Raw genomic sequence first — 23,517 nt, forward strand, 5'->3', positions numbered from 1 at the left:
TTCGAGGCTGTCCGCATGACCACTTCCACCGCCACCGGAACCGGGCTCGGCTACTCGGACCTGCCCGCGCTGCTCGGCCGGATGTCCGGCGACGAGAAGCACTCGCCCGCCGCCACCTCCACCCTCGACGTGCTCTGGGTGCTCTACGACCGCATCCTCGCCGTCGACCCCGCGCACCCCGACGACCCGGACCGGGACCGCTTCCTGCTGTCCAAGGGGCATGGGCCGATGGCCTACTACGCGGTGCTCGCCGCGAAGGGCTTCCTCGACCCCGCCGAGCTCGACGGCTGGAGCGGCTTCGACTCCCGCCTCGGCCAGCACCCGGACCGGCTGCTCGCACCCGGCGTCGAGATCGGCAGCGGCTCCCTCGGCCACGGGCTGCCGCTGGCGCTCGGCACCGCCCTCGGCCTCCGCGCGCAGGGGCGCACCCGGTCGCGCGTCGTCGTGCTCGTCGGCGACGCCGAACTCGGCGAGGGCAGCAACCACGAGGCGATCACCGTCGCCGGCCGCCTCGGTGCGGGGCAGCTGACCGCGGTCGTGATCGACAACGCCTCCGACTCGCACGGCTGGCCCGGCGGCATCGCGGAGCGGTTCGCCCGCGAAGGCTGGGCCGCGCACACCGTCGACGGCCGCGACCACGACGCCCTGCAGCACGCCTTCACCGACACCCGACCCGACCAGCCGCTCGCCGTCATCGCCCGCGTCGAACCGAAGGAGCTCGCATGACCGCCCCGACCGAACCCCGCACCCGCCCGATGCGCGAGGAGTTCACCGACATCGTCGGCGCCGCTCTCGACGCGGACCCGCGGCTCGCGGTGGTGCTCGCCGAGATCTCCGCCGACCGGTTCACCGGCGCCGCCGCGCGCCATCCCGACCGGGTGATCAACGTGGGCATCCGGGAGCAGGCGCTGATCGGCGTCGCGGGCGGGCTCGCGCTCACCGGCATGCGGCCCGTCGTGCACTCGATCGCCCCGTTCCTCGTGGAACGGCCGTTCGAGCAGCTCAAGCTGGACCTCAACCACCAGGGAGTGGGCGCCGTCCTCGTCAGCACCGGCGCGTCCTACGACTACCCGGCCGCGGGCCGCACCCACATGGCCCCCGGTGACGTGGCGCTGCTGGACACGCTGCCGGACTGGACGGTGCACGTGCCCGGACACCCCCGGGAGTTCGCCGAACTGCTCAGCGCGGCGCTGCTCACCGACGACCTCGTGTACCTGCGGATGAGCGAGCGCACCAACGAGACCCCGTTCCCGGTCGGGCGCCGGTTCCGGGTGGTGCGCGAGGGCCGCTCCGGAGTGGTGCTCGCGGTGGGGCCGATGCTGCGGCCGGTGCTGGCGGCGACGGCCGGGCTGGACGTGACGGTGCTCTACGCCGCCACCGTCCGGCCGTTCGACGCGGCGGGGCTGCGCGCGGCGGCGCTGGCGGCGACCCCGGATGTGGTGCTGGTGGAGCCCTACTTGCGGGACACCTCCACGGCGGCCGCGAACGCCGCGCTGGCCGACGTGCCGCACCGGGTGCTCGGGCTGGGCGTGCGGCGGGACGCGGAACTGCGCGCCTACGGCACCGCCGACGAGCACGAGGCCGCGCACGGGTTGGACCCCGCGGGCCTCGCCCGGTCGATCCGCGGATTCCTCGCCACGGGCGGCCGGTAGCCTGGCGGCGTGGCACGCGTCGTCGTTTTGGACTATGGCTCCGGCAACCTGCGCTCCGCCGAACGCGCCCTGGAACACGCGGGCGCCGACGTGCGGGTGACCTCGGACGCGCAGGCCGCCGTCGAGGCCGACGGGCTCGTCGTCCCCGGCGTCGGCGCGTTCGCGGCCTGCATGGAAGGCCTGCTCGCCGCCGGTGGGGACGAGATCATCGATCGGCGGCTGGCGGGCGGCCGGCCCGTGCTCGGCATCTGCGTGGGCATGCAGGTGCTGTTCGACCGCGGCGTCGAGCACGGTGTGCAGGCCGACGGCTGCGGCCAGTGGCCCGGCGACGTGGAGCGGCTCAAGGCGGACGTGCTGCCGCACATGGGCTGGAACGAGGTCTCGCCGCCCGCCGACTCGGTGCTGTTCGCCGGGATGGAACCGGGCACCCGGTTCTACTTCGTGCACTCCTTCGCCGCCCGCCGCTGGGAGCTGCCCGAGTCCGAGACCGTCGCCCCGGCCAAGGTGACCTGGTCCGAGCACGGTGAGCCGTTCGTCGCCGCGGTCGAGAACGGCCCGCTCTCGGCGACGCAGTTCCACCCGGAGAAGTCCGGCGAAGCGGGCTCCCGGCTGCTGCGCAACTGGCTCGGGACGCTGTGACGTGCGCCGCCACGGATTGATGAACCCGCGCGGCGCCCGGGTGGTGGCCCTGGTCCTCGCCGTGGGGGTCGTCGCGGGCTTCAGCTCCACCTACCTCGTCGAAGCCGGCGTGCCCGCCTGGCTGGTGCTGGTGCTCGCGGTGCTGGTCCTGCTGGTCCCCGTGATCGCCGCGACCCGCTCCGGCGACCGGCACCGCTGACCCCGCACCGCCGGCCCGCGACCGTGCCGGACGGCCTGCACCGGGCCGCCAGATACAGTTGCCGCGTGACTTTCACGCTTCTTCCTGCAGTTGACGTGGCCGATGGCCAGGCCGTCCGCTTGGTCCAGGGCGCCGCCGGAACCGAGACCTCCTACGGCGATCCGCTGGAGGCGGCCCTCGCCTGGCAACGCGCCGGAGCCGAGTGGATCCACCTGGTGGACCTCGACGCGGCGTTCGGCCGCGGCTCCAACCGGGAGCTGCTGGCCGACGTGGTGCGGCGGCTCGACGTGCGGGTGGAGCTCTCCGGCGGCATCCGCGACGACGACTCGCTCAAGGCCGCGCTGGCCACCGGCTGCCACCGGGTGAACCTGGGCACCGCGGCGCTGGAGAACCCCGAGTGGGCGGACCGCGTGGTCGCCGAGCACGGGGAGCAGGTCGCCGTCGGCCTGGACGTGCGCATCACCGAGGAGGGGCACCGGCTCGCCGCCCGCGGCTGGACCCGCGACGGCGGTGACCTGTGGGAGGTGCTGGCCCGGCTGGACGCCGCGGGCTGCCGCCGCTACGTCGTCACCGACGTGAGCAAGGACGGCACCCTGCAGGGCCCGAACACCGAGCTGCTGCGCGAGGTCTGCGCCCGCACCGAGGCACCCGTCGTCGCCTCCGGCGGAGTGTCCAGTGTGGACGACCTGCGGGCGCTGGCCGAACTCGCGCCGCTGGGCGTCGAGGGCTCCATCGTCGGCAAGGCCTTGTACGCCGGGAACTTCACCCTCGAAGAGGCCCTCGCCGCGGTGTCCTGATCGGACCGGGCCCGGCGATGCGCACCCCGCACCGCCGGGCCGACCCGGTGCCGCGACGGCCGCCGCGCACGGCCTACGCTGGAGGCATGGGCGTCGCGGTACGAGTGATCCCCTGCCTGGACGTGGACGCCGGGCGGGTCGTCAAGGGTGTCAACTTCACGGACCTGCGGGACGCGGGCGATCCGGTCGAACTGGCGAAGACCTACGACGCGGAGCACGCCGACGAGCTCACCTTCCTCGACGTCACCGCGTCATCCGGGGACCGGGAGACCACGTTCGAGGTGGTGCGCCGCACCGCCGAGCAGGTGTTCATCCCGCTGACCGTCGGCGGCGGCGTCCGCAGCGCCGACGACGTGAACCGGCTGCTGCGCGCGGGCGCCGACAAGGTGAGCGTGAACACCGCCGCCATCGCCCGCCCCGAACTGCTCCGCGAGGCCTCGCACCGGTTCGGCGCGCAGTGCATCGTGCTCTCCGCCGACGCCCGCCGCGTCCCGGAAGGGGAGCAGCCGACCGCCTCCGGTTTCGAGGTCACCACGCACGGCGGCCGCCGCGGCACCGGGATCTGCGCCGTCGAATGGGCCGAACGCGCCCAGGAGCTCGGCGTCGGCGAGATCCTGTTGAACTCGATGGACGCCGACGGCACCAAGGCCGGCTTCGACCTGGAACTGATCCGCGCGGTCCGCTCCCGCGTCGACGTGCCGCTGATCGCCAGCGGCGGCGCCGGCGCGGTCGAGCACTTCGCGCCCGCGGTCCGCGCCGGGGCGGACGCGGTCCTCGCGGCCAGCGTCTTCCACTTCGGCCAGCTGCGGATCGGCGAGGTCAAGGACGCGATGCGCGCGGAAGGGATCACCGTCCGATGAGCGAGCTCGACCCGGCGATCGCCGCCCGCCTCAAGCGCAACGCCGACGGCCTGGTGGCCGCGGTCGCGCAGCAGCGCGGCACCGGCGAAGTGCTGATGATGGCGTGGATGGACGACGAGGCGTTGCACCGCACGCTCACCACCCGCCGCGGCACCTACTTCTCCCGCAGCCGCGGGGAGTACTGGGCGAAGGGCGAGACCTCCGGGCACGTGCAGCACGTGCACGAGGTGCGGCTGGACTGCGACGGGGACACGGTGCTGCTGGTGGTCGACCAGGTGGGCGCGGCCTGCCACACCGGTGATCGCACCTGCTTCGACGCCGACGTGCTGCTCGGGGAGCCCGCCGGACCGGGGGCCTGACCCGGACGCCCGCGCCCGGGTGCCTGGGACGGCTGAACCCGGACGCCCGAATCGGGGGCCGGAATCGGGCGTCTGAACCCGGCGGTCCGAACCTGGACGCCTGAGCGGATGCCTGACCGGACGACTGAACCCGGACGCCTGACTCGGGTGCCTGACCCGGACGTCTGAATCGGATGCCCGACCGGACGTCTGAATCGGATGCCTGACCGGACGACTGAACCCGGACGCCTGACTCGGGTGCCTGACCGGACGACTGAATCGGATGCCCGACCCGGACGCCAGAACCCGGAAGCCAGAGGCGACCGGTCGAACCGGCCCGCTGGACCGCCCCTGCACGCCCTCCGAACCGTCCCGCCGGACTAGCCCTCCGGACCGAGTTCGCCGGTGAGGTAGCGCTGCAGGTTCGGCGCGATCGCGGCCACCACGGTGTCGTGGTCGGCGGAGGCCAGCGGTTCCAGCTCCACCACGTACCGGGTGATGCCGAGCCCGATGATCTGCGAGGCGCTGAGCGCGGCGCGCAGCTCCGGCCGGTCCATCCGCAGCTCCCGCACCAGCCGGTCGATGATCACGGTGGCGACGAACTCGCGCAGCAGCCGCAGCGCCGAGCGGTGCGAGGCGACGCTGCGCACGAGCGCGGCGAACGCACGGCCACCCGCCTCGTCCCACACGCCGAGGAACCGCCGCAGGATGCGCTCGGCGAGCAGCTCCCGGTCCCCGGCCAGCAGCGCGGGGATGACGGTGGCCGGGTCGATGGGGATGTGCACGGCCGCGGTGAACAGGGCCTCCTTGCCGCCGAACCAGTGGTTGACCATCGCCGGGTCGACGCCCGCCCGGGTGGCGATCACGCGCACCGTGGCGTCGTTGTAGCCGGATTCGGCGAACACCTCGCGGGCGGCGGAGACCAGCGCGGCCCGGGTGTCCTGCCCGCCCGCGCGCCGGCCGCGCCGCTTCCGGCCGTCCGGCTCGTCCCGGTCGGAGCCGCGACCGTCCGCGCGCTCGCCGGGGCTGCGCTCGCCGAGCTCGTCCTGACGGCCGGTGCCGTCCTGATCGCCGGTGCCGCCTTGATCGCCGGTGCCGCTGTTCACCCCTGCCATCTTCGTCGGTGCCCCGAGCGGCCCGCAAAACCCCCCGCCGCCCGACCGCTGCGACGCGGCCGGTGCGGGGTCGGCACAATGTGGACATGGTTGGCGACGGCGACATCGGCAGCATCACCCCGGACCGCGCGGAGTTCCGCGACCTGGCCGCCGGACGGCGGGTCATCCCCGTCGTGCGGCGGTTGCTGGCCGACGACGAGACCCCGCTCTCGGTGTACCGGAAGCTCGCGGGCGACCGGACGGGCACGTTCCTGTTCGAGTCGGCGGAGAACGGGCGTTCCTGGTCGCGCTGGTCGTTCATCGGGGTGCGCAGCGCCGCCGCGCTGACCGTGCGCGACGGCGAGGCCTGCTGGACGGGCACGCCCCCGGTGGGCCTGCCGACCGGCGGTGATCCGCTGGAGGCGCTGCGCGAGACGGTGCGGCTGCTGCGCACCGATCCGCTGCCGGGTCTGCCGCCGCTGACCGGGGGCATGGTCGGCTACCTGGGCTACGACGCGGTGCGCCGCCTGGAGCGGCTGCCGGAGCTCACCGAGGACGACCTGCACATCCCCGAGCTGGTGATGCTGCTGGCCACCGACCTGGCCGCGCTGGACCACCACGAGGGCACGATCACGCTGATCGCGAACGCGGTGAACTGGGACGACAGCCCGGAGCGGGTGGACGCCGCCTACGACGACGCGGTCCGCAGGCTGGACGAGATGACCGAGCGGCTGTGCACGCCGTCCGCGCCGACCGTGGCGTCCTTCTCCCGCCCAGCGCCGGACTTCACCCGCCGTCGCACCCCCGAGGAGCACTACCGGGCGGTGGAGACGGCGAAGGAGGCGATCCGCGCGGGCGAGGCCTTCCAGGTCGTCGTCTCGCAGCGCTTCGAGATGGAGACCAGCGCGGACGCCCTCGACGTCTACCGGGTGCTGCGCACCACGAACCCGAGTCCGTACATGTACCTGCTGCGGCTGGCCGACCCGGAGGGCGGCAGCCCGTTCGACATCGTCGGCTCCAGCCCCGAATCGCTGGTGACGGTCCGCGACGGCCAGGCGACGACGCACCCGATCGCGGGCACCCGCTGGCGCGGCGCGGACGAGGACGAGGACGCGCGGCTGGAGAAGGAGCTCAGCAACGACGAGAAGGAGCGCGCCGAGCACCTGATGCTGGTCGACCTGGGCCGCAACGACCTGGGCCGGGTGTGCCGCGCCGGTTCGGTGCACGTGGTCGAGTTCTTCCGCATCGAGCGCTACAGCCACGTGATGCACCTGGTCTCCACGGTCACCGGCACCTTGGACGAGGGCCGCACCGCGTTCGACGCGGTCACCGCGTGCTTCCCGGCGGGCACCCTGTCCGGTGCGCCGAAGCCGCGGGCGCTGGAGCTGATCGAGGAGCTGGAACCGACGCGCCGCGCCCAGTACGGCGGGGTGGTCGGCTACCTGGACTTCGCCGGGGACGCCGACACGGCGATCGCGATCCGCACCGCGCTGGTGCGCGACGGGGTGGCGTACGTCCAGGCGGGTGGCGGCATCGTCGCCGATTCGGACCCGGTGGCGGAGGACCAGGAGTCGCTGAACAAGGCGAAGGCGGTGCTCAACGCGGTCGCGACCGCGCAGACGCTGCGCGCTCCGGACACGCGCCCGGCGGACGTGGCGGAGCGGGTGTGACGGCGCGGCGCGAGACCTCGCCGCGGCTGCTGTGGTCGGTGGTGCTGCTGCTGGTGGCCGCGGCGGGGCTGTTGTGGGGCGCGAGCGCGCTGACCTGGGCGTCGCGGCAGTACCGCACCCCGTTCTCCGGCGAGGTGGGCGCGGTGGCCTCGGGCGCGGTGGCGCGTCCGGAGCTGGTGCCGCTGGCCCTGGCCGCGCTGGCCGCGGTCGCCGCGGTGCTCGCCACCGGCGGTCTGCTGCGCCGCGTGGTGGGCGTGCTGACCCTGCTGGGCGGCGTGCTGCTGCTGTGGCGGGCGGGCACGTGGTGGTTCACCGCCTCGGCCGGGTTCGTGCCGCCGGGAGTGCCCTCGGGCGGCGAGCCGGTGGGCGAGCCGGTGCTCACCCCGTTCGGCCCGCTGCTGGTGGTGCTGGCCGGGCTGGCGCTGCTCGCCGCGGGCGCGCTGGTCGCGGTGCGCGCCGGGCGGATGCCCGCGATGGGCGCGCGGTACTCGGCGCCGGGGGCGGAGAAGCGGAAGTCCACCGATCCGGACAAAAGGCTGTGGGACGCTCTGGACGAGGGAGCGGACCCGACCGACGAGCGCTAGCCGCGCGCGCAGCGCGGTCCCGGCACCGGTTCGGGTACGTCCGGGTGGCGGCGGGGAGTCCGTCGATCGGAGTCGGCAAGGGACGAAGGTCCTTGCTGTGCAGGGACGTTGTACCGACCCCTTGGGCGGCGGCCGCACCGCGCGGGGTTAGCATCGGCCATGCGAACGGCACGGCGGGAAGGGGAGTGTCGTGATCGAGCGCGCTGAGTTCGGCTGCGTCAATGACGATTTTCGAGACCTGCGGGCGAGTGTTCGGGGCACGCGTGGCGAGGTGTTCGAGTGAGCGTTCTGGAATCCATCATCGAAGGCGTTCGCGAGGACATGGCCTCCCGCGAATCCGCCGTTCCGTTCGACGAGATCAAGCAGCGTTCGGCCGCGGCGCCACCGCCGCACGACGCGCTGGCCGCGCTGCGCGCGCCCGGCGTCGGCGTGATCGCGGAGGTGAAGCGGCGCAGCCCGTCGAAGGGTGAGCTCGCGGAGATCGGCGAACCCGCCGACCTGGCCGCGGACTACTCGGAGGCGGGCGCGCGGGTGATCAGCGTGCTGACCGAGCAGCGCCGCTTCGGCGGTTCGCTGGCGGACTTCGACGCGGTGCGGGCGAAGGTCCCGGCCACTCCGCTGCTGCGCAAGGACTTCGTGGTCAGCCCGTACCAGGTGCACGAGGCGCGCGCGCACGGCGCGGACATGGTGCTGCTGATCGTGGCCGCCCTGGAGCAGAACGCGCTGGAGGCCCTGCTGGACCGGGTCGAGTCGCTGGGCATGACCGCGCTGGTCGAGGTGCACACCGCCGAGGAGGCGGACCGCGCGCTGGAGGCCGGGGCGAAGGTCATCGGCATCAACGCCCGCAACCTGCACACCCTGGACGTGGACCGCGAGGTCTTCGGGCGGATCGCGCCCGGCCTGCCGCCGGAGGTGCTGAAGGTGGCGGAGTCCGGCGTGCGCGGCCCGAGCGACCTGATGGCCTACGCGGGGTCGGGCGCGGACGCGGTGCTGGTCGGCGAAGGCCTGGTGACCAGCGAGAACCCGCGGGTCGCGGTGACCCAGCTGGTGACGGCCGGCTCGCACCCGGCGTGCCCGCGGCCCAGCCGCTGATCTGCCCGGGCGGTCGCCGGATGTCGGCGCCGTTCGCATCCGGTCCCCGGGCTCGGCGCCGACCGGCCCGGGGCTGACCGGGCTCGGTGCCGACCGGGCTGGACGTCGACCGGGTTCGACGTCGACCGGGTTCGGGGCTGACCGGCCCCGGGTCCGGTCGCATCCGGTTTCGGACCGCTCGGCGGCGGCGTCGGCGGTCGCCGGTGTCGCGGCGCCGGTTCCGGGAACCCGAGGTGAGGTGCCGCGCGTGCGGCGTGCGGTGCGCGGCCGGACTCCGGCGGCTGAGGACTACTAGAGAGGTGACCTAGATGGCGACGGTGCACGACGCGCAGCACGATCGCGCGCACCGGCCGGGCCGTCCGGTGCCCGAGGGGCACGACCCGGACGAGCGGGGCCACTTCGGCCCCTACGGCGGCCGGTTCATGCCGGAGGCGTTGATCGCCGCGCAGGACGAGCTGGCCGCGGAGTACGAGAAGGCGCAGCTGGACCCGGAGTACGTGAACGAGCTGGCGCGGCTGCTGCGCGACTACGCGGGGCGCCCGTCGTTGCTGACCGAGGCGAAGCGGTTCGGCGAGCACGCGGGCGGGGCGCGCATCCTGCTCAAGCGCGAGGACCTGAACCACACCGGCTCCCACAAGATCAACAACGTGCTGGGGCAGGCGCTGCTGGTCAAGCGGATGGGCAAGCGCCGCGTCATCGCCGAGACCGGTGCCGGTCAGCACGGCGTGGCCACGGCGACGGCCTGCGCGCTGCTCGACCTCGACTGCGTGATCTACATGGGACAGGTCGACACCGAGCGGCAGGCGCTGAACGTGGCGCGGATGCGGCTGCTGGGCGCCGAGGTGCGGCCGGTGGCGAACGGCTCGGCGACGCTGAAGGACGCGATCAACGAGGCGCTGCGGGACTGGGTCGCCAACGTCGAGGACACCCACTACCTGCTGGGCACGGCGGCCGGGGCGCACCCGTTCCCGGTGATGGTCCGCAACTTCCACAAGATCATCGGCGAGGAGTCCCGCGAGCAGTCGCTGGCGCAGTTCGGCGGGCTGCCGGACGCGGTGGTGGCGTGCGTCGGCGGCGGCTCCAACGCCATCGGCATCTTCCACGGCTTCATCGACGACCCGGGCGTGCGGCTGATCGGCTGCGAGCCGGCCGGGCACGGCCTGGACAGCGGTGAGCACGGCGCCACCCTGAGCAAGGGCACGCCGGGCACGCTGCACGGCGCCCGCTCCTACTTGCTGCAGGACGAGGACGGGCAGATCACCGAGGCCTACTCGATCTCGGCGGGCCTGGACTACCCGGGCGTGGGGCCGGAGCACTCGTACCTCAAGGACGCCGGTCGCGCCGAGTACATCGCCGTCACCGACGACGAGGCGATGCAGGCGTTCCGGTTGCTGTCCCGCACCGAGGGCATCATCCCGGCCATCGAGTCCGCGCACGCCCTCGCGGGCGCGCTGCGGCTGGGCCGCGAGCTGGGGCCGGACGCCACGTTGCTGGTGAGCCTCTCCGGTCGCGGCGACAAGGACATGGACACCGCCGCGAAGTACTTCGGCCTCGTCGACGAGTCGGGCGAGCCGGTGGCGGACGACGCAGACGGGGAGGCGGCGCGGTGAGCCTGCACGAGGTGTTCGCGACCTGCCGCGCCGAGGACCGCGCGGCGCTGATCGGGTACCTGCCCGCGGGCTACCCCACGGTCGAGGGCTCGAAGGAACTGCTGGCGGGCATGCTCGCCGGTACCGACGACGGGCCCGGCTGCGACGTGGTGGAGGTCGGCGTCCCGTTCTCCGACCCGGTGATCGACGGACCGACCATCCAGGCCGCCGGGGACGTGGCGCTGCGCGCCGGGTTCCGGGTCCGGGACCTGTTCGACGTGGTGTCCTCGATCGCCGACGCGGGCAAGCACGCCGTGGTGATGACCTACTGGAACCCGGTGCACCAGTACGGGCCGGACGCGTTCGCCCGCGACCTGGCCGCCGCGGGCGGGCTCGGCGTGATCACGCCGGACCTGGTGCCGGACGAGGCCGACGACTGGATGGCCGCCAGCGAGGCGCACGGCGTGGACCGGATCTTCCTGGTCGCCCCGTCCTCGACCGAGCAGCGGCTGGCGATGACGGCGAAGGCCAGCTCCGGGTTCGTCTACGCCACCTCGGTGATGGGCGTGACCGGTGCCCGCGACACCGTCGGTGACCAGGCGGAAGGCCTGGTGCGGCGGACCCGCGCGCACACCGACCTGCCGATCGGGGTGGGCCTCGGCGTCCGCTCCGGCGAGCAGGCCGCGCAGGTCGCGAAGTTCGCCGACGGCGTCATCGTCGGCTCGGCGTTCATCAACCGCGCTGAGCAGGACGGGCCCGCGGGCGTCCGCGAGATCGCCGCCGAACTGGGCCGGGGAGTCCGCTCCCGCTGAAGCACCCCGGGTGAACGGCCCACCGGTTCGGACGGGCGGGCCGTTCACCTGGCGATGGGGGTGGCGCGGCGGACCGATACGGTGTTCGGGTGAGCGCGCACAACCTCGCTGCCCCGGCGACCTCGTTCCTGGCGAACATCCCGAGCCCCCCGCAAGGGGTCTGGTACCTCGGCCCGGTGCCGCTGCGCGCCTACGCGCTGTGCATCATCGCCGGGATCGTGGTCGCGATCCTGTGGGGCGACCGGCGCTGGCAGGCCCGCGGCGGACGTCCGGGCACGGTCACCGACATCGCGGTGTTCGCGGTGCCGTTCGGCCTGGTCGGCGGTCGGCTCTACCACGTGGCGACGGACTGGTACAAGTACTTCGGCCCGGGCCGCGACCCGATCGACGCGCTGAAGGTCTGGGAGGGCGGCCTCGGCATCTGGGGCGCGGTGGCCCTCGGTGCGGTCGGCGCGTGGATCGGCTGCCGCAGGCGCGGCGTGCCGCTGCCCGCCTTCGCCGACGCGATCGCCCCGGCGCTGATCACGGCGCAGGCCATCGGCCGGTTGGGGAACTGGTTCAACCAGGAGCTCTACGGCAGCCCGACCACGGTGCCGTGGGGCCTGGAGATCTACCGGCGGGTCGACGAGTTCGGCGTGGTGAACCCGATCGCCGGGCACGCGGTCGACCAGGGCGCGCCGCTGGCGGTGGTGCACCCGACGTTCCTGTACGAGCTGCTGTGGAACCTGCTGATCGCGGTGCTGCTGGTGTGGGCGGACCGCAGGTTCCGGATGGGGCGCGGCCGGGTGTTCGCGCTGTACGTCGCCGGGTACACGGCGGGCCGGGTGTGGATCGAGATGATGCGCACCGACGCGGCCACCCACGTGTTCGGCGTGCGCATCAACGTGGTCACCTCGCTCGTGGTGTTCGCGCTGGCCGTGATCTACCTGCTGGTGGTGCGCGGCAAGCGGGAGGATCCGGCGCTGCTGCGCGGCAAGCCGCTGCCGGGCGACGACGACTACGCGGAGCCCGCGGCCGGTTCCGGCGGGGCGGCGCGGGCCGACGCGGGTGAGGAGGCGGACGCGGCGGAGTCCGGCGCTCGGGAATCCGGCGCTGCTTCCGGTGGTGGCACATCCGGTGACGCGAAGTCCGACGACGCGACGGCAGTGGACGCGAAGGCCGACGACTCGAAGACCACGGACGCGAAGACCACCGGGTCGAAGCAGGCGGACGAGCAGGCCGACCGCCCGAAGGAGCCCTCCGCCGCGACGAGCGAGAAGACCTCCGAGGACTCCGAACGCGACGACTGACCCGAACCGTTCCGACTACGGCCGCGCCACCGACCCCGGAGGCGCGGCCGTTCTCGTACGAGCCCGCAGGCCGGGGAAGGTCGAGGTCAACCCCGCACCGGTGCGATCACCGGCGTCCCGTCGGGACCGGTGAGCACCACCACCCGGGCGTCGTAGTGCTCGGTGAGCACTTCGGGCGTGAGCACCTCGGCGGGCGGGCCGTGCGCGGCGGTGGCCCCGTCGGCGAGCAGCAGCAAGCGTTCGGCGTACTGCGCGGAGATCGTCAGGTCGTGCAGCGTGGTGACGACGGTGGTGCCGAGTTCGCGCCGCAGCTCGTCCACCAGGTCGAGCAGTGCTTGCGCGTGTCCGAGGTCGAGTCCGGTGGTCGGTTCGTCCAGCAGCAGCACTCCGGCCCGCTGGGCCAGCGCCCGCCCGAGCACGGCCCGCTGCCGTTCGCCGCCGGAGAGCTCGGTCAGCGGTCGCCGGGCGAGCCCGGCCAGGTCGAGCCGCTCCACGACGTGCTCGACGACGTCGAGGTCGCGGCGTCCTTCCCGTCCGAGCAGCCCGAGGTGCGGGGTGCGGCCGAGCAGCACGTAGTCGGTGACGGTGAGCCCCGGCGGCAGCTGCGGGGTCTGCGGCGCGTAGGCGAGCAGCCGGGCCCGTGCGCGCCGCCCGGCCCGGTGCAGCGGCTCGCCGTCGACGAGCACCTCGCCGCGGTGCGGCAGCAGCCCCGCGACGGCTTTGAGCAGCGTGGACTTTCCGGAGCCGTTGGGGCCGATGACGGCGAGCCAGCCACCGGTGGGCACCTCGGCGGACACCCCGGCCAGCACGGTGCGCCGCCGGTATCCGGCGGTCAGCTCGCGCACCCGCAGCCCGGTCATGCGCGCCTGCTCCGGTGCAGCAGCAGGGCGAAGAACGGGGCCCCGGTGAACGCGGTGATCACGCCGATGGGCAGTTCGGCGGGGGCGAGGACGCTGCGCGCGAGGACGTCGGCCAGCACCAGGAACGCCCCGCCGAACAGCAGCGACAGCGGCACCACGATCCGGTTGCCGCCGCCGAACGCGAGCCGCACCAGGTGCGGGACGACGAGCCCGACGAAGCCGATGAGCCCGGCGACGGACACGGCCGCGGCGGTGGCGAGCGAGGCGGCCAGCAGCACGATGGCGCGGACCCGGCCGGGGTGCACGCCGAGCGCCGCCGCCTCTTCGTCACCGGTGCCGAGCACGTCGAGCAGCCGGGCGCAGGCCCACAGCACCGCGCCGGAGACGACGACGAGCGGCAGCACCAGCAGCACGTCGGTCCAGCCCGCGGTGCTCAGCCGCCCGAGTATCCACAGGTAGACCTGCTGCAGGCTCTGCAACTGGAGCTGTTGCAGGAACGTCTGCCCGGCGGAGAGGAACGCGCCGACGGCGACTCCGGCGAGCACCAGGGTCGCGGCGCCGCCGCCCGCCGCGCGCCCCAGCAGCCAGGTGGTGGCGACGCCGGCGAGCGCCCCGGCGAACGCGGCGGCCTGCGCGGCTCCGGGCGCGGCGGTGGCATCCGGCAGCACCGTGATCACGAGGGTGACGCCGAGGCCCGCGCCGCTGGCCGCACCGAGCAGGTACGGGTCGGCGAGCGGGTTGCGGAACACGCCTTGGAAGGCGGCGCCGGACACGGCGAGCGCGGCCCCGACGAGCGCCCCGAGCACCGCGCGCGGTACCCGCAGACGCCACAGGATCGCCGCCTCCCGTTCGGACAGCGGGGAGTGCCCGCCGGTGAGCTGGGCGCCGATCTCGGCGAGCACCCGGGTCCAGCCGAGGTCGGCGGCCCCGAGCAGCACCGAGACCAGCAGGGCCAGCAGCAGCGCCGCGACGCCCGCCAGCAGCGGTCCGGGCCGCAGCCGGGTCGTGCCGCGCACCCGGCTCAGGGCCGCTGGGCGCGGGACACGGAGTCGGCGACCGCGCGCACCAGGTCGACCACGCGCGGTCCCCAGCGTCCGGCGACGTCCTCGTCGAGCGGGACGACCCGGCGCTCGCGGACGGCGGTGAGGGTGTCCCAGCCGGGCCGGGCGGCGGCGGACTCGGCGGTGGCGCCGCAGCAGTCCGTGTCGGCGAGGAAGATCAAGTCGGGGTCGGCCTGCACGATCCGCTCCTGCGCGAGCTGCGGGAACTCGCCCTCGGCGTCGTCGGCGATGTTGGTGAGCCCGAACAGCCCGTACACGCTGCCGATGAAGCTGCGGGAGGTGGCGGTGTAGTAGTCGGGGCTGAGCTCGTGGAAGTAGCTCAGCGGTTCCGGCGCCTTCGGCGTGTCGGCGACGATCTTCGCGATGTCCGCGCGCATCCGGCCGGTGACGTCCCGCGCCTGCCTGCTGTGCCCGGTGGCCTGGCCGAGGGTCTCGATCTGCGCGTAGGCGTCGTCCAGCGATTTCGCGGCGGGCGTGACGAGCACCGGGATCTCCAGCTCGCGCAGCCCCTCGACGAGCTTCCCGGCGCCGTCGGGCGCGATGACCAGGTCCGGGTCGTGGCCGGCGACGGCGGCGGCGTCGCTGGTGAGGCCGTTGAGTTCGGTGCGAGGCGCGTCGGCGGGGTAGTCGGAGAACCGGTCGGCGGCCGCGACCTGCTCGCCCGCGCCGATCGCGTAGAGCGATTCGGTGGCGGTGGGGCTCAGCGACACGATGTGCTTGGGCTGCTGGGGCAGCGTGATCGGCTGCTGGCCGTCGATGGTGATCTCCGCGGGGAACGCGGCCGCGGGGTCTTCGACGGGGGCTTCGGGTGCCGGGGACGGGGTGCGCGTGGCGCACGCGGTGCCTGCGAACAGCAGGGCCAGCACCGTCAGCAGCAGGGCGGGGAGGCGGCGGAACCCGAGCATGGCGTCCTCGTGGTCGGGCCGGTGCGCCACGGGTGCGCACCGGGTGCGGTGGCGGACGGCGACGCCCGCGCGAACGCACCGGAATTCGCCGCCGCGAGCGCCCCGAGCTGGAAAGGTACCAGGAGCTGATCGTCCCGCCCCGGTTGCCGGGGTGCGCAGGGGTTCCGCGGCGTGCGGTCTTGACGCGGTTCGGTCGGACGTCGGAATATTCACGCGGGCTGAGAGCTGACTTGCGGTGCTGCTTCCGGGTATCGTCGTTGTTAAGGTTCGTCGAACTCCGGGTCGTGGCCGCAGGCGCTCGTGAATTCCCCGGTCCCGCGTTGCCGGCGGGGTCGAGCTTCGCGAGCCAGGTCGACATCCGCGCCCGGTCCGGTCGCCGAACGTCTCGCATCGCCGAGTCCGGTGCCGTTGCCCGGCTCGGCCGACCACCCGTCCAGCGCCGGACGCCCACGCGGGCCAGCGTCGTCCCGTGCCCAGAAGAGATCAACGCGACTACCGCGGTGGTCTTTCCGCACGAGTACCGACGAGGGAGGTTTGCGCAGTGGTCTTCTCTGCCTTTCCCGCCGCTCAGGGTCTGTACGACCCCGCTTCCGAGCACGATTCCTGCGGGGTCGCCATGGTGGCCGACGTCCAGGGGCGCCGCTCGCACGGCATCGTGGCCGATGCGATGACCGCGCTGGCGAATCTCGACCACCGCGGGGCCGCGGGCGCGGAACCGACCAGTGGGGACGGCGCCGGGGTGCTGCTGCAGCTGCCCGATGAGCTGCTGCGCTCCTGTACGGGGTTCGATCTGCCCGAGCCGGACGCGGCCGGTCGCGCGCGCTACGCGGCGGGCCTCGCGTTCCTGCCCGCCGATCCGGCGCTGCGCGCGGAGGCGGTGGCGCTGGTGGAGCGCATCGCCGCCGAAGAGGACCTGCGCGTGCTGGGCTGGCGGGAGGTGCCGATCGCCCCGGCGGCCGCCGAGGTGGGCACCACCGCGCTGGAGTGCATGCCGCACTTCGCGACGCTGCTGGTCGAGGGCTCGTCCGGGCAGGCCGGGCTGGAGCTGGACCGGTTGGCGTTCTGCCTGCGCAAGCGCGCCGAGCGGGAGTCCGCGCGGGCCGGCACCGAGCTGTACTTCGCGTCGCTGTCGGCGCGCACCTTCGTCTACAAGGGCATGCTGACCACCGAGCAGCTGCCGCTGTTCTTCCCGGACCTCACCGACGAGCGCCTGGTCTCGGCGATCGCGGTGGTGCACAGCCGGTTCTCCACGAACACCTTCCCGTCGTGGCCGCTGGCGCACCCGTTCCGCTACATGGCGCACAACGGCGAGATCAACACGATCCGCGGGAACCGGAACCGGATGCGGTCCCGGGAGGCGCTGCTGGAGTCCGACCTGATCCCGGGCGACCTGTCCCGGCTGTACCCGATCTGCGCCGAGGACGGTTCGGACTCGGCGTCGTTCGACGAGGTGCTGGAGCTGCTGCACCTGGGCGGGCGGTCGCTGCCGCACTCGGTGCTGATGATGATCCCGGAGGCGTGGGAGAACCACGCCGAGATGGATCCGAAGCGCAAGGCGTTCTACCGCTTCCACGCGGGCCTGATGGAGCCGTGGGACGGCCCGGCCTGCGTCACCTTCACCGACGGTTCCCTGGTGGGCGCGGTGCTGGACCGCAACGGGCTGCGCCCGGCGCGCTGGTGGCGCACCGCCGACGACCGGGTGGTGCTGGCCAGCGAGTCCGGGGTGCTGAACCTGGAACCGGCGGAGGTCGTCGCGAAGGGCCGGTTGCAGCCGGGCCGCATGTTCCTGATCGACACCGAGCAGGGCCGCGTCGTCGACGACGACGAGATCAAGACCGAGCTCGCCGAGCAGCACGCCTACGAGGAGTGGCTGCACGCGGGCCAGCTGAACCTGGGCCAGCTCGCGGACCGCGAGCACGTGGTGCAGAGCCACGAGTCGGTGGTGCGCCGCCAGCTCACGTTCGGCTACACCGAGGAAGAGCTGTCGCTGCTGCTGTCGCCGATGGCCTCCGGCGGGGGAGAGCCGCTGGGCTCGATGGGCTCGGACACGCCGCAGGCCGCGTTCTCGCAGCGCTCCCGGCTGCTCTACGACTACTTCGTGCAGCACTTCGCGCAGGTCACGAACCCGCCGCTGGACGCGATCCGGGAGGAGATCGTCACCTCGGTGGCGCGGGTGATGGGCCCGGAGCAGAACCTGCTGGAGCCGGTCGCGGCCTCGTGCAGGCACGTGGTGCTGCCGACGCCGGTGATCGACAACGACGAGCTGGCGAAGCTCATCCACATCAACTCCGACGGCGACCTGCCCGGTTTCGCCTGCACCGTGCTGCCCGGCCTGTACGAGGCCGACGGCGGTGCCGAGGCGCTGGCGGACGCCGTCGAACGGGTGCGCGAGGAAGCCTCCGAGGCGATTCGTGCGGGCGCACGAGTACTAGTGCTCTCGGACCGGGACTCGGACCACCGGCTGGCGCCGATCCCGTCGCTGCTGCTGGTCTCCGCGGTGCACCACCACCTGGTGCGCACCAAGGAGCGGCTGAAGGTGGCGCTGGTCGTGGAGAGCGGGGACGCCCGCGAGGTGCACCACATCGCCGCGCTGCTCGGCTTCGGCGCCGCCGCGGTCAACCCCTACCTGGCGTTCGAGACGATCGAGGACATGATCTCGACCGGCCAGATCACCGGGATCCGGCCGCGGGTGGCGATCCGCAACTACGTGCAGGCGCTGGTCAAGGGCGTGCTGAAGGTGATGTCGAAGATGGGCATCTCCACCGTCGGCGCCTACACGGCCGCGCAGATCTTCGAAGCCGTCGGCCTGTCGAAGGAACTGGTCGCCGAGTACTTCACCGGCACCGGCACCCAGCTCGGCGGCGTCGAGCTGGACGCGCTGGCCGAAGAGGTCGCGCTGCGGCACCGCCGCGCCTACCCGGACAACCCGACGGACCGGGCGCACCGCAGGCTGGAGGTCGGCGGCGAGTACGCGTACCGCCGCGAAGGCGAACTGCACCTGTTCTCCCCGGAGATGGTGTTCCTGCTGCAGCACGCCACCAAGACCCGCAAGGTCGAGGCGTACCGCGAGTACACCGCCGAGTGCGACCGGCTGGCCCGCAAGGGCGGCACCGTCCGCGGCATGTTCGCGCTCGACAGCGGCCGGGAACCCATCTCGATCGACGAGGTCGAACCGATCTCGGAGATCATGAAGCGGTTCGCGACCGGCGGCATGAGCTACGGCGCGATCTCCGCGGAGGCGCACGAGACGCTGGCGATCGCGATGAACCGCATCGGCGGCCGCTCCAACTCCGGCGAGGGCGGCGAGGACGCCGACCGGCTCTACGACGACGAGCGCCGCTCCGGCATCAAGCAGGTCGCCTCGGGCCGCTTCGGCGTCACCAGCGAATACCTGGTCAACGCGACCGACGTGCAGATCAAGATGGCGCAGGGCGCGAAGCCCGGCGAGGGCGGCCAGCTGCCCGCGCACAAGGTGTACCCGTGGATCGCGAAGACGCGGCACTCCACGCCGGGCGTCGGGCTGATCTCGCCGCCGCCGCACCACGACATCTACTCGATCGAGGACCTGGCGCAGCTGATCCACGACCTGAAGAACGCCAACGACCGGGCGCGGGTGCACGTGAAGCTGGTCAGCTCGGTCGGCGTGGGCACGGTCGCGGCCGGCGTGAGCAAGGCGCACGCGGACGTGGTGCTGGTGTCCGGGCACGACGGCGGCACCGGCGCGGCCGCGCTGACCTCGCTCAAGCACGCGGGCACCCCGTGGGAGATCGGGCTCGCCGAGACGCAGCAGACGCTGCTGCTCAACGGCCTGCGCGACCGGATCACCGTGCAGGTCGACGGCGGCATGAAGACCGGCCGCGACGTGGTGATCGCCGCGCTGCTCGGCGCCGAGGAGTACGGCTTCGCGACCGCGCCGCTGGTGGTCGAGGGCTGCGTGATGATGCGCGTCTGCCACCTGGACACCTGCCCGGTGGGCGTGGCCACCCAGAACCCGGAGCTGCGCAAGCGCTACAACGGCCAGGTCGAGCACGTGGTGAACTTCTTCGAGTTCGTCGCCGAGGAGGTCCGCGAGCACCTGGCGCAGCTGGGCTTCCGCACCCTGGACGAGGCGATCGGCCAGGTCAGCGCGCTGCGCACCGACGAGGCCGTGGAGCACTGGAAGGCCACCGGCCTGGACCTGACGCCGCTGTTCGCCGAGCCGGAGACCCCGTACTCGGCGGTGCGCCGCCGCGTCCGCGAGCAGGACCACGGCCTCGACCAGGCCTTGGACCGCACGCTGATCCAGCTGGCCGAGGCGGCGCTGGAGGACGCGCACCCGGTGCGGCTGCGGCTGCCGGTGCGCAACGTCAACCGCACCGTGGGCACCCTGCTCGGCGCCGAGGTCACCCGCCGCTACGGCGGCGCGGGCCTGCCGGACGACACGATCCGGGTGGAGCTGGAAGGTTCGGCCGGGCAGTCGCTGGGCGCGTTCCTGCCACCGGGCGTGACGCTGGAGATGGTCGGCGACGCCAACGACTACGTCGGCAAGGGCCTCTCCGGCGGTCGCATCGTGGTGCGCCCGCACCGGGATTCGGCGTTCGCCGCCGAGGACCAGGTGATCGCGGGCAACGTGATCGGCTACGGCGCCACCTCGGGCGAGCTGTTCCTGCGCGGCCAGGTCGGGGAGCGGTTCTGCGTGCGGAACTCGGGGGCCACCGCGGTCGCCGAGGGCGCGGGGGACCACGCCTTCGAGTACATGACCGGCGGCCGCGCCGTGGTGCTCGGCGGCACCGGGCGCAACGTGGCCGCGGGCATGTCCGGCGGTATCGCCTACGTGCTGGACCTCGATCCGGTGCGGGTGAACACGGCGATGGTGGACGTGCAGCAGCCCACGGCGAAGGACCTGAAGTGGCTGCACGAGGTGGTCCGCCGCCACCACGAGTGCACGGGTTCCACGGTGGCGGCTTCGCTGCTGGGGGACTGGACGCGGCGTTCCGCGGCGTTCTCGAAGATCATGCCCCGCGACTACGCGCGGGTGCTGGAGGCGATGCGGCTGGCCCGTTCCGAGGGCCGCGACGTGGAAGAGGCGATCATGGAGGCGTCCCGTGGCTGACCCGAAGGGTTTCTTGAAGTTCTCCCGGGCCGAGGCGCCGAAGCGCCCCTACGACGAGCGGCTCGGCGACTGGCGCGAGGTCTACGCCGCGCTGTCCACATCGGACCAGAAGGCGGAGGTGTCCACACAGGCCGCGCGCTGCATGGACTGCGGAATCCCCTTCTGCCACTCGGGTTCCGCCGGTTGCCCGCTGGGCAACCTCATCCCGGAGTGGAACGACCAGGTCCGCCGCGGCCAGTGGGACCGGGCGAGCGACCGGCTGCACGCCACGAACAACTTCCCGGAGTTCACCGGGAAGTTGTGCCCCGCCCCGTGCGAGGCGGCGTGCGTGCTGGCGATCTCCCCGGACGCCGGTGGCGCGGTGACGATCAAGCGCGTCGAGGAGACCATCGCGGAGGTCGCCTGGGAGCAGGACCAGGTGCACCCGAGCCCGCCCGAATCGCACACCGGCCACCGGGTCGCCGTCGTCGGCTCCGGTCCGGCGGGCCTGGCCGCCGCCCAGCAGCTGACCCGCGCCGGGCACGAGGTGACGGTGTACGAGCGGGACGACCGCATCGGCGGCCTGCTCCGCTACGGCATCCCCGAGTTCAAGATGGAGAAGTCCGTCCTGGACCGGCGGCTGGCCCAGATGCGCGCCGAGGGCACGAAGTTCGTCACCGGCTGCGAGGTCGGCGTGGACCTGACCGTGGAGCAGCTGCGTGCCGGGCATGACGCCGTGGTGCTCGCGGTGGGCGCGCTGCGCGGCCGCGACGACCGCACCGTGCCGGGCCGCGAGCTGACCGGCGTGCACCTGGCGATGGAGCACCTGGTGCCCGCCAACCGCGAGGTGGAGGGCGACGGGCCGACGTCGATCTCCGCGCACGGCAAGCACGTCGTCGTCATCGGCGGCGGTGACACCGGCGCAGACTGCTACGGCACCGCGACCCGGCAGGGCGCGCTGAGCGTGACCCAGCTCGACCAGTACCCGCAGCCGCCGACGCGCCGCGACGACGACCTGTCGCCGTGGCCGACCTGGCCGTACGTGCTGCGCACCTACCCGGCGCACGAGGAGGCCGGCGAGCGGAAGTTCGCGGTGGCCGTGGAGGCGTTCGTCGGCGACGACGAGGGCCACGTGCGCGCGGTGCGGCTGCGCGAGGTGCGCGTGGAGCGGGACGCCGACGGCAGGCGGCAGGTGGTGCCGGTGTCCGCGGAAGCCGAGGAGGTGCCGTGCGACCTGGCGCTGTTCGCGATCGGCTTCGAAGGCGTGGAGCACATGCCGCTGCTGGACGGGCTCGGCATCGAGCTGTCCCGGCGCGGCACCATCGGCTGCGGCTCGGACTGGGAGACCGCGGCACCGGGCGTGTTCGTCTGCGGTGACGCGCACCGCGGCGCCTCGCTGGTGGTGTGGGCCATCGCGGAGGGCCGCTCGGTGGCGAACGCGGTGGACGCGCACCTGACCGGTGCCTCCGACCTGCCGTCGCCGGTGCACCCGACGGCGCTGCCCCTCGCGGTCTGATCCGCCGCAGGGGGGTTTCGCACGATTCGTCCCGCGCCGCACGGTCCTCGCGTGGGCCGGTTCACGGGATCGTCCCGTCGAACCGGCCACGCGCGAGCCGGTTGATCTTTAAGCTCCCCCTCCGGGGCGTGACCACGGCCCGCAGATGTCCACAGTGGATGGGGAGGGAACGTGGATTTCCACCGGAGCCTGAACAGGGCGATCGGCGGCGGATTCCTGATCGCGATCGGGGCGGTCATGACCGTGATGCTGATCGGCGGGTTGACCGCGGACACGGCCGTGCGGATCAACTACGTCTTCTTCGCGGCGCCGGTCGGTGTCGTGGCCGGAGTGGTCATGCTGATCAACGGGCTGCGGCCGATGACGATGCGCATCGACGAGCGCGGCATCCTGATCCAGCACCCGGCGCGGAAGGTGCGGGTGGCGCTGGGCTGGCAGCACGTCGCCGGGGTCTCGCTGAGCACCCTGCGCAAGCCCAAGGACGAGCGCAGCACCGCCACCTACCTGACGGTGTGGCCGCGGGACGGGCACAACCCGGGAGTTCCGGCGGCGTGGGTGGTCCAGCAGAACGGCTGGACCGGCTACCGGCTGGTCGACGTCGGCGACGTCCGCGAGACCGAGGACCAGTTCGGCCAGGCACTGGGCCGGTACGCGGGGCCCGCGTACCGGTGACGGTTCTCGGACGACCGCGCCGGTGCCGGTGCCGGTGCCGGTGGCGGGCGCCGTGCCCGGCGCGCTCGGCTCGGTCCCGGCTCGGCTCAGTCCGGGACGAGCCTGCCGGTGTACCCCGCGTCGACGAGCCGCAGGTAGGCCTCGTGCACCTCGGCGGGCACGGGTTGCGGGGCGGCGAACCCGAGCTCGGCGTAGCGGGTGATGCGCTGCGTGTCGCCCACCAGCATGGTGATCACCCGGTCCGGGTCGCCGATGCTCTCGACGTACTCCGCCAGCGACTGCCGGGTCGCCGCGCAGCGGAATTCCGCCTCGGGCCACCGCTTCTTCGCCGTCGCGAGCGCGCGGCGCTGCTGGTACGGGCGGGAGATCAGCGTGATCGTGGCGTGCAGCAGCCCCTGCTCGGCCAGCAGCGCGCGGGTGAAGTCGATGTTCTCGCCGGTGTTCGTGGCCGCGGTCTCGACCGCGATGGCCGCGTCGGGCACGCCGAGCTCCAGCGCGTGCTCCCGGAAGTGCACCGCCTCGCCGCGCGGGAACCGCTCGACGGTGGTGGGCGCGTTGGAGCCGGTGAACACGATCCGCGGGAACCAGCCCTCGTGGTACAGCTCGGCGGTGCGGGTGGCGACCCCGAGGTCGTGGCTGCCGAGCCCCACGCCCACGTCGCAGCGGCGCGGCTCGTGCCGCAGGTCGTGGTAGTCCCACAACGTCCGCACGTCCGCGGGCAATTCGGTCGGTACCGCCATCGGAACGCACCCCTCCGCTTCGGCTGTCAGCAGCCGGTCCTCACGCGGCGTCGCCGCCCGGTCATCACCCCGAACAT

The 23,517-nt window shown here is 73.4% G+C and carries 21 protein-coding genes; 16 read left to right on the plus strand and 5 right to left on the minus strand.

Features of this window, described 5'->3' with window-relative positions; genetic code table 11:
* Positions 1-15 precede the first annotated feature (15 nt).
* From ABZ805_RS08095 to hisI, 7 genes are all read left to right on the plus strand, one after another.
* Positions 16-726 (plus strand): thiamine pyrophosphate-dependent enzyme, encoded by a 711-nt coding sequence (locus tag ABZ805_RS08095; RefSeq protein WP_358436134.1) that lies wholly within the window; start codon positions 16-18, stop codon positions 724-726.
* Entirely contained in the window at positions 723-1,652 is a 930-nt protein-coding gene (locus ABZ805_RS08100; protein WP_358436136.1) for a transketolase, read from the plus strand. The genes ABZ805_RS08095 and ABZ805_RS08100 overlap by 4 nt, the downstream gene beginning before the upstream one ends.
* Positions 1,653-1,661: 9 nt before the next feature.
* On the plus strand, positions 1,662-2,291 hold the full coding sequence (gene hisH, locus ABZ805_RS08105; protein ID WP_358436138.1) for an imidazole glycerol phosphate synthase subunit HisH: 630 nt from the start codon (positions 1,662-1,664) through the stop codon (positions 2,289-2,291).
* Between the two features lie 19 nt (positions 2,292-2,310).
* Complete coding sequence (locus ABZ805_RS08110) at positions 2,311-2,490, plus strand: hypothetical protein (protein WP_358436141.1); 180 nt, start codon at positions 2,311-2,313, stop codon at positions 2,488-2,490.
* A gap of 65 nt (positions 2,491-2,555) precedes the next feature.
* Positions 2,556-3,287 (plus strand): bifunctional 1-(5-phosphoribosyl)-5-((5-phosphoribosylamino)methylideneamino)imidazole-4-carboxamide isomerase/phosphoribosylanthranilate isomerase PriA, encoded by a 732-nt coding sequence (gene priA / locus ABZ805_RS08115; protein ID WP_224959554.1) that lies wholly within the window; start codon positions 2,556-2,558, stop codon positions 3,285-3,287.
* 86 nt (positions 3,288-3,373) lie between these two features.
* A complete protein-coding gene (gene hisF, locus ABZ805_RS08120) occupies positions 3,374-4,147 on the plus strand; it encodes an imidazole glycerol phosphate synthase subunit HisF (RefSeq protein ID WP_358436144.1) in 774 nt (257 codons plus the stop codon).
* On the plus strand, positions 4,144-4,506 hold the full coding sequence (hisI, locus tag ABZ805_RS08125) for a phosphoribosyl-AMP cyclohydrolase (protein WP_358436146.1): 363 nt from the start codon (positions 4,144-4,146) through the stop codon (positions 4,504-4,506). The genes hisF and hisI overlap by 4 nt, the downstream gene beginning before the upstream one ends.
* Positions 4,507-4,865: 359 nt before the next feature.
* Here hisI and ABZ805_RS08130 read toward each other — a convergent pair whose 3' ends face one another.
* Complete coding sequence (locus ABZ805_RS08130) at positions 4,866-5,591, minus strand: TetR family transcriptional regulator (protein WP_358436149.1); 726 nt, start codon at positions 5,589-5,591, stop codon at positions 4,866-4,868.
* Between the two features lie 95 nt (positions 5,592-5,686).
* On the opposite strand from ABZ805_RS08130, the gene ABZ805_RS08135 reads away from it, so the two are divergent.
* From ABZ805_RS08135 to lgt, 6 genes are all read left to right on the plus strand, one after another.
* A complete protein-coding gene (locus ABZ805_RS08135) occupies positions 5,687-7,249 on the plus strand; it encodes an anthranilate synthase component I (protein ID WP_358436152.1) in 1,563 nt (520 codons plus the stop codon).
* Positions 7,246-7,833 (plus strand): Trp biosynthesis-associated membrane protein, encoded by a 588-nt coding sequence (locus ABZ805_RS08140; protein WP_358436155.1) that lies wholly within the window; start codon positions 7,246-7,248, stop codon positions 7,831-7,833. The genes ABZ805_RS08135 and ABZ805_RS08140 overlap by 4 nt, the downstream gene beginning before the upstream one ends.
* A 279-nt stretch (positions 7,834-8,112) precedes the next feature.
* The gene (trpC, locus tag ABZ805_RS08145) at positions 8,113-8,925 is read left to right on the plus strand and encodes an indole-3-glycerol phosphate synthase TrpC (protein WP_358436157.1); all 813 of its coding nucleotides are present in this window, start codon (positions 8,113-8,115) and stop codon (positions 8,923-8,925) included.
* A gap of 308 nt (positions 8,926-9,233) precedes the next feature.
* Complete coding sequence (trpB, locus tag ABZ805_RS08150; RefSeq protein ID WP_358436159.1) at positions 9,234-10,535, plus strand: tryptophan synthase subunit beta; 1,302 nt, start codon at positions 9,234-9,236, stop codon at positions 10,533-10,535.
* Positions 10,532-11,326 (plus strand): tryptophan synthase subunit alpha, encoded by a 795-nt coding sequence (gene trpA / locus ABZ805_RS08155; protein WP_358436162.1) that lies wholly within the window; start codon positions 10,532-10,534, stop codon positions 11,324-11,326. The genes trpB and trpA overlap by 4 nt, the downstream gene beginning before the upstream one ends.
* Before the next feature lie 89 nt (positions 11,327-11,415).
* On the plus strand, positions 11,416-12,615 hold the full coding sequence (gene lgt, locus ABZ805_RS08160) for a prolipoprotein diacylglyceryl transferase (RefSeq protein ID WP_358436165.1): 1,200 nt from the start codon (positions 11,416-11,418) through the stop codon (positions 12,613-12,615).
* 86 nt (positions 12,616-12,701) lie between these two features.
* Here the strand turns inward: lgt and ABZ805_RS08165 are convergent, their stop codons facing one another.
* Genes ABZ805_RS08165 through ABZ805_RS08175 form a run of 3 tightly spaced genes read right to left on the minus strand, consistent with a single transcriptional unit; the run spans position 12,702 to position 15,471 of the window.
* The gene (locus tag ABZ805_RS08165) at positions 12,702-13,475 is read right to left on the minus strand and encodes an ABC transporter ATP-binding protein (protein WP_358436168.1); all 774 of its coding nucleotides are present in this window, start codon (positions 13,473-13,475) and stop codon (positions 12,702-12,704) included.
* Entirely contained in the window at positions 13,472-14,491 is a 1,020-nt protein-coding gene (locus ABZ805_RS08170; RefSeq protein WP_358436171.1) for an iron ABC transporter permease, read from the minus strand. Before ABZ805_RS08170 ends, ABZ805_RS08165 begins: the two co-directional genes overlap by 4 nt.
* 5 nt (positions 14,492-14,496) lie before the next feature.
* Positions 14,497-15,471 carry an ABC transporter substrate-binding protein gene (locus tag ABZ805_RS08175; protein WP_358436174.1) on the minus strand — a complete coding sequence of 325 codons (975 nt, stop codon included), beginning with the start codon at positions 15,469-15,471 and terminating at the stop codon, positions 14,497-14,499.
* A 511-nt stretch (positions 15,472-15,982) separates the two neighbouring features.
* On the opposite strand from ABZ805_RS08175, the gene gltB reads away from it, so the two are divergent.
* The 3 genes from gltB (at position 15,983) to ABZ805_RS08190 (ending at position 22,700) form a co-directional block, all read left to right on the plus strand.
* On the plus strand, positions 15,983-20,533 hold the full coding sequence (gene gltB, locus ABZ805_RS08180) for a glutamate synthase large subunit (protein ID WP_358436176.1): 4,551 nt from the start codon (positions 15,983-15,985) through the stop codon (positions 20,531-20,533).
* On the plus strand, positions 20,526-22,028 hold the full coding sequence (locus ABZ805_RS08185) for a glutamate synthase subunit beta (protein WP_358436179.1): 1,503 nt from the start codon (positions 20,526-20,528) through the stop codon (positions 22,026-22,028). The genes gltB and ABZ805_RS08185 overlap by 8 nt, the downstream gene beginning before the upstream one ends.
* A 171-nt stretch (positions 22,029-22,199) precedes the next feature.
* The gene (locus tag ABZ805_RS08190) at positions 22,200-22,700 is read left to right on the plus strand and encodes a hypothetical protein (RefSeq protein WP_358436182.1); all 501 of its coding nucleotides are present in this window, start codon (positions 22,200-22,202) and stop codon (positions 22,698-22,700) included.
* A gap of 86 nt (positions 22,701-22,786) precedes the next feature.
* Here the strand turns inward: ABZ805_RS08190 and ABZ805_RS08195 are convergent, their stop codons facing one another.
* A complete protein-coding gene (locus ABZ805_RS08195) occupies positions 22,787-23,440 on the minus strand; it encodes a YdcF family protein (RefSeq protein WP_358436185.1) in 654 nt (217 codons plus the stop codon).
* Positions 23,441-23,517: the final 77 nt, after the last annotated feature.

This window comes from Saccharopolyspora sp. NPDC047091 (assembly GCF_040643635.1).
Lineage (GTDB): Bacteria > Actinomycetota > Actinomycetes > Mycobacteriales > Pseudonocardiaceae > Saccharopolyspora_C.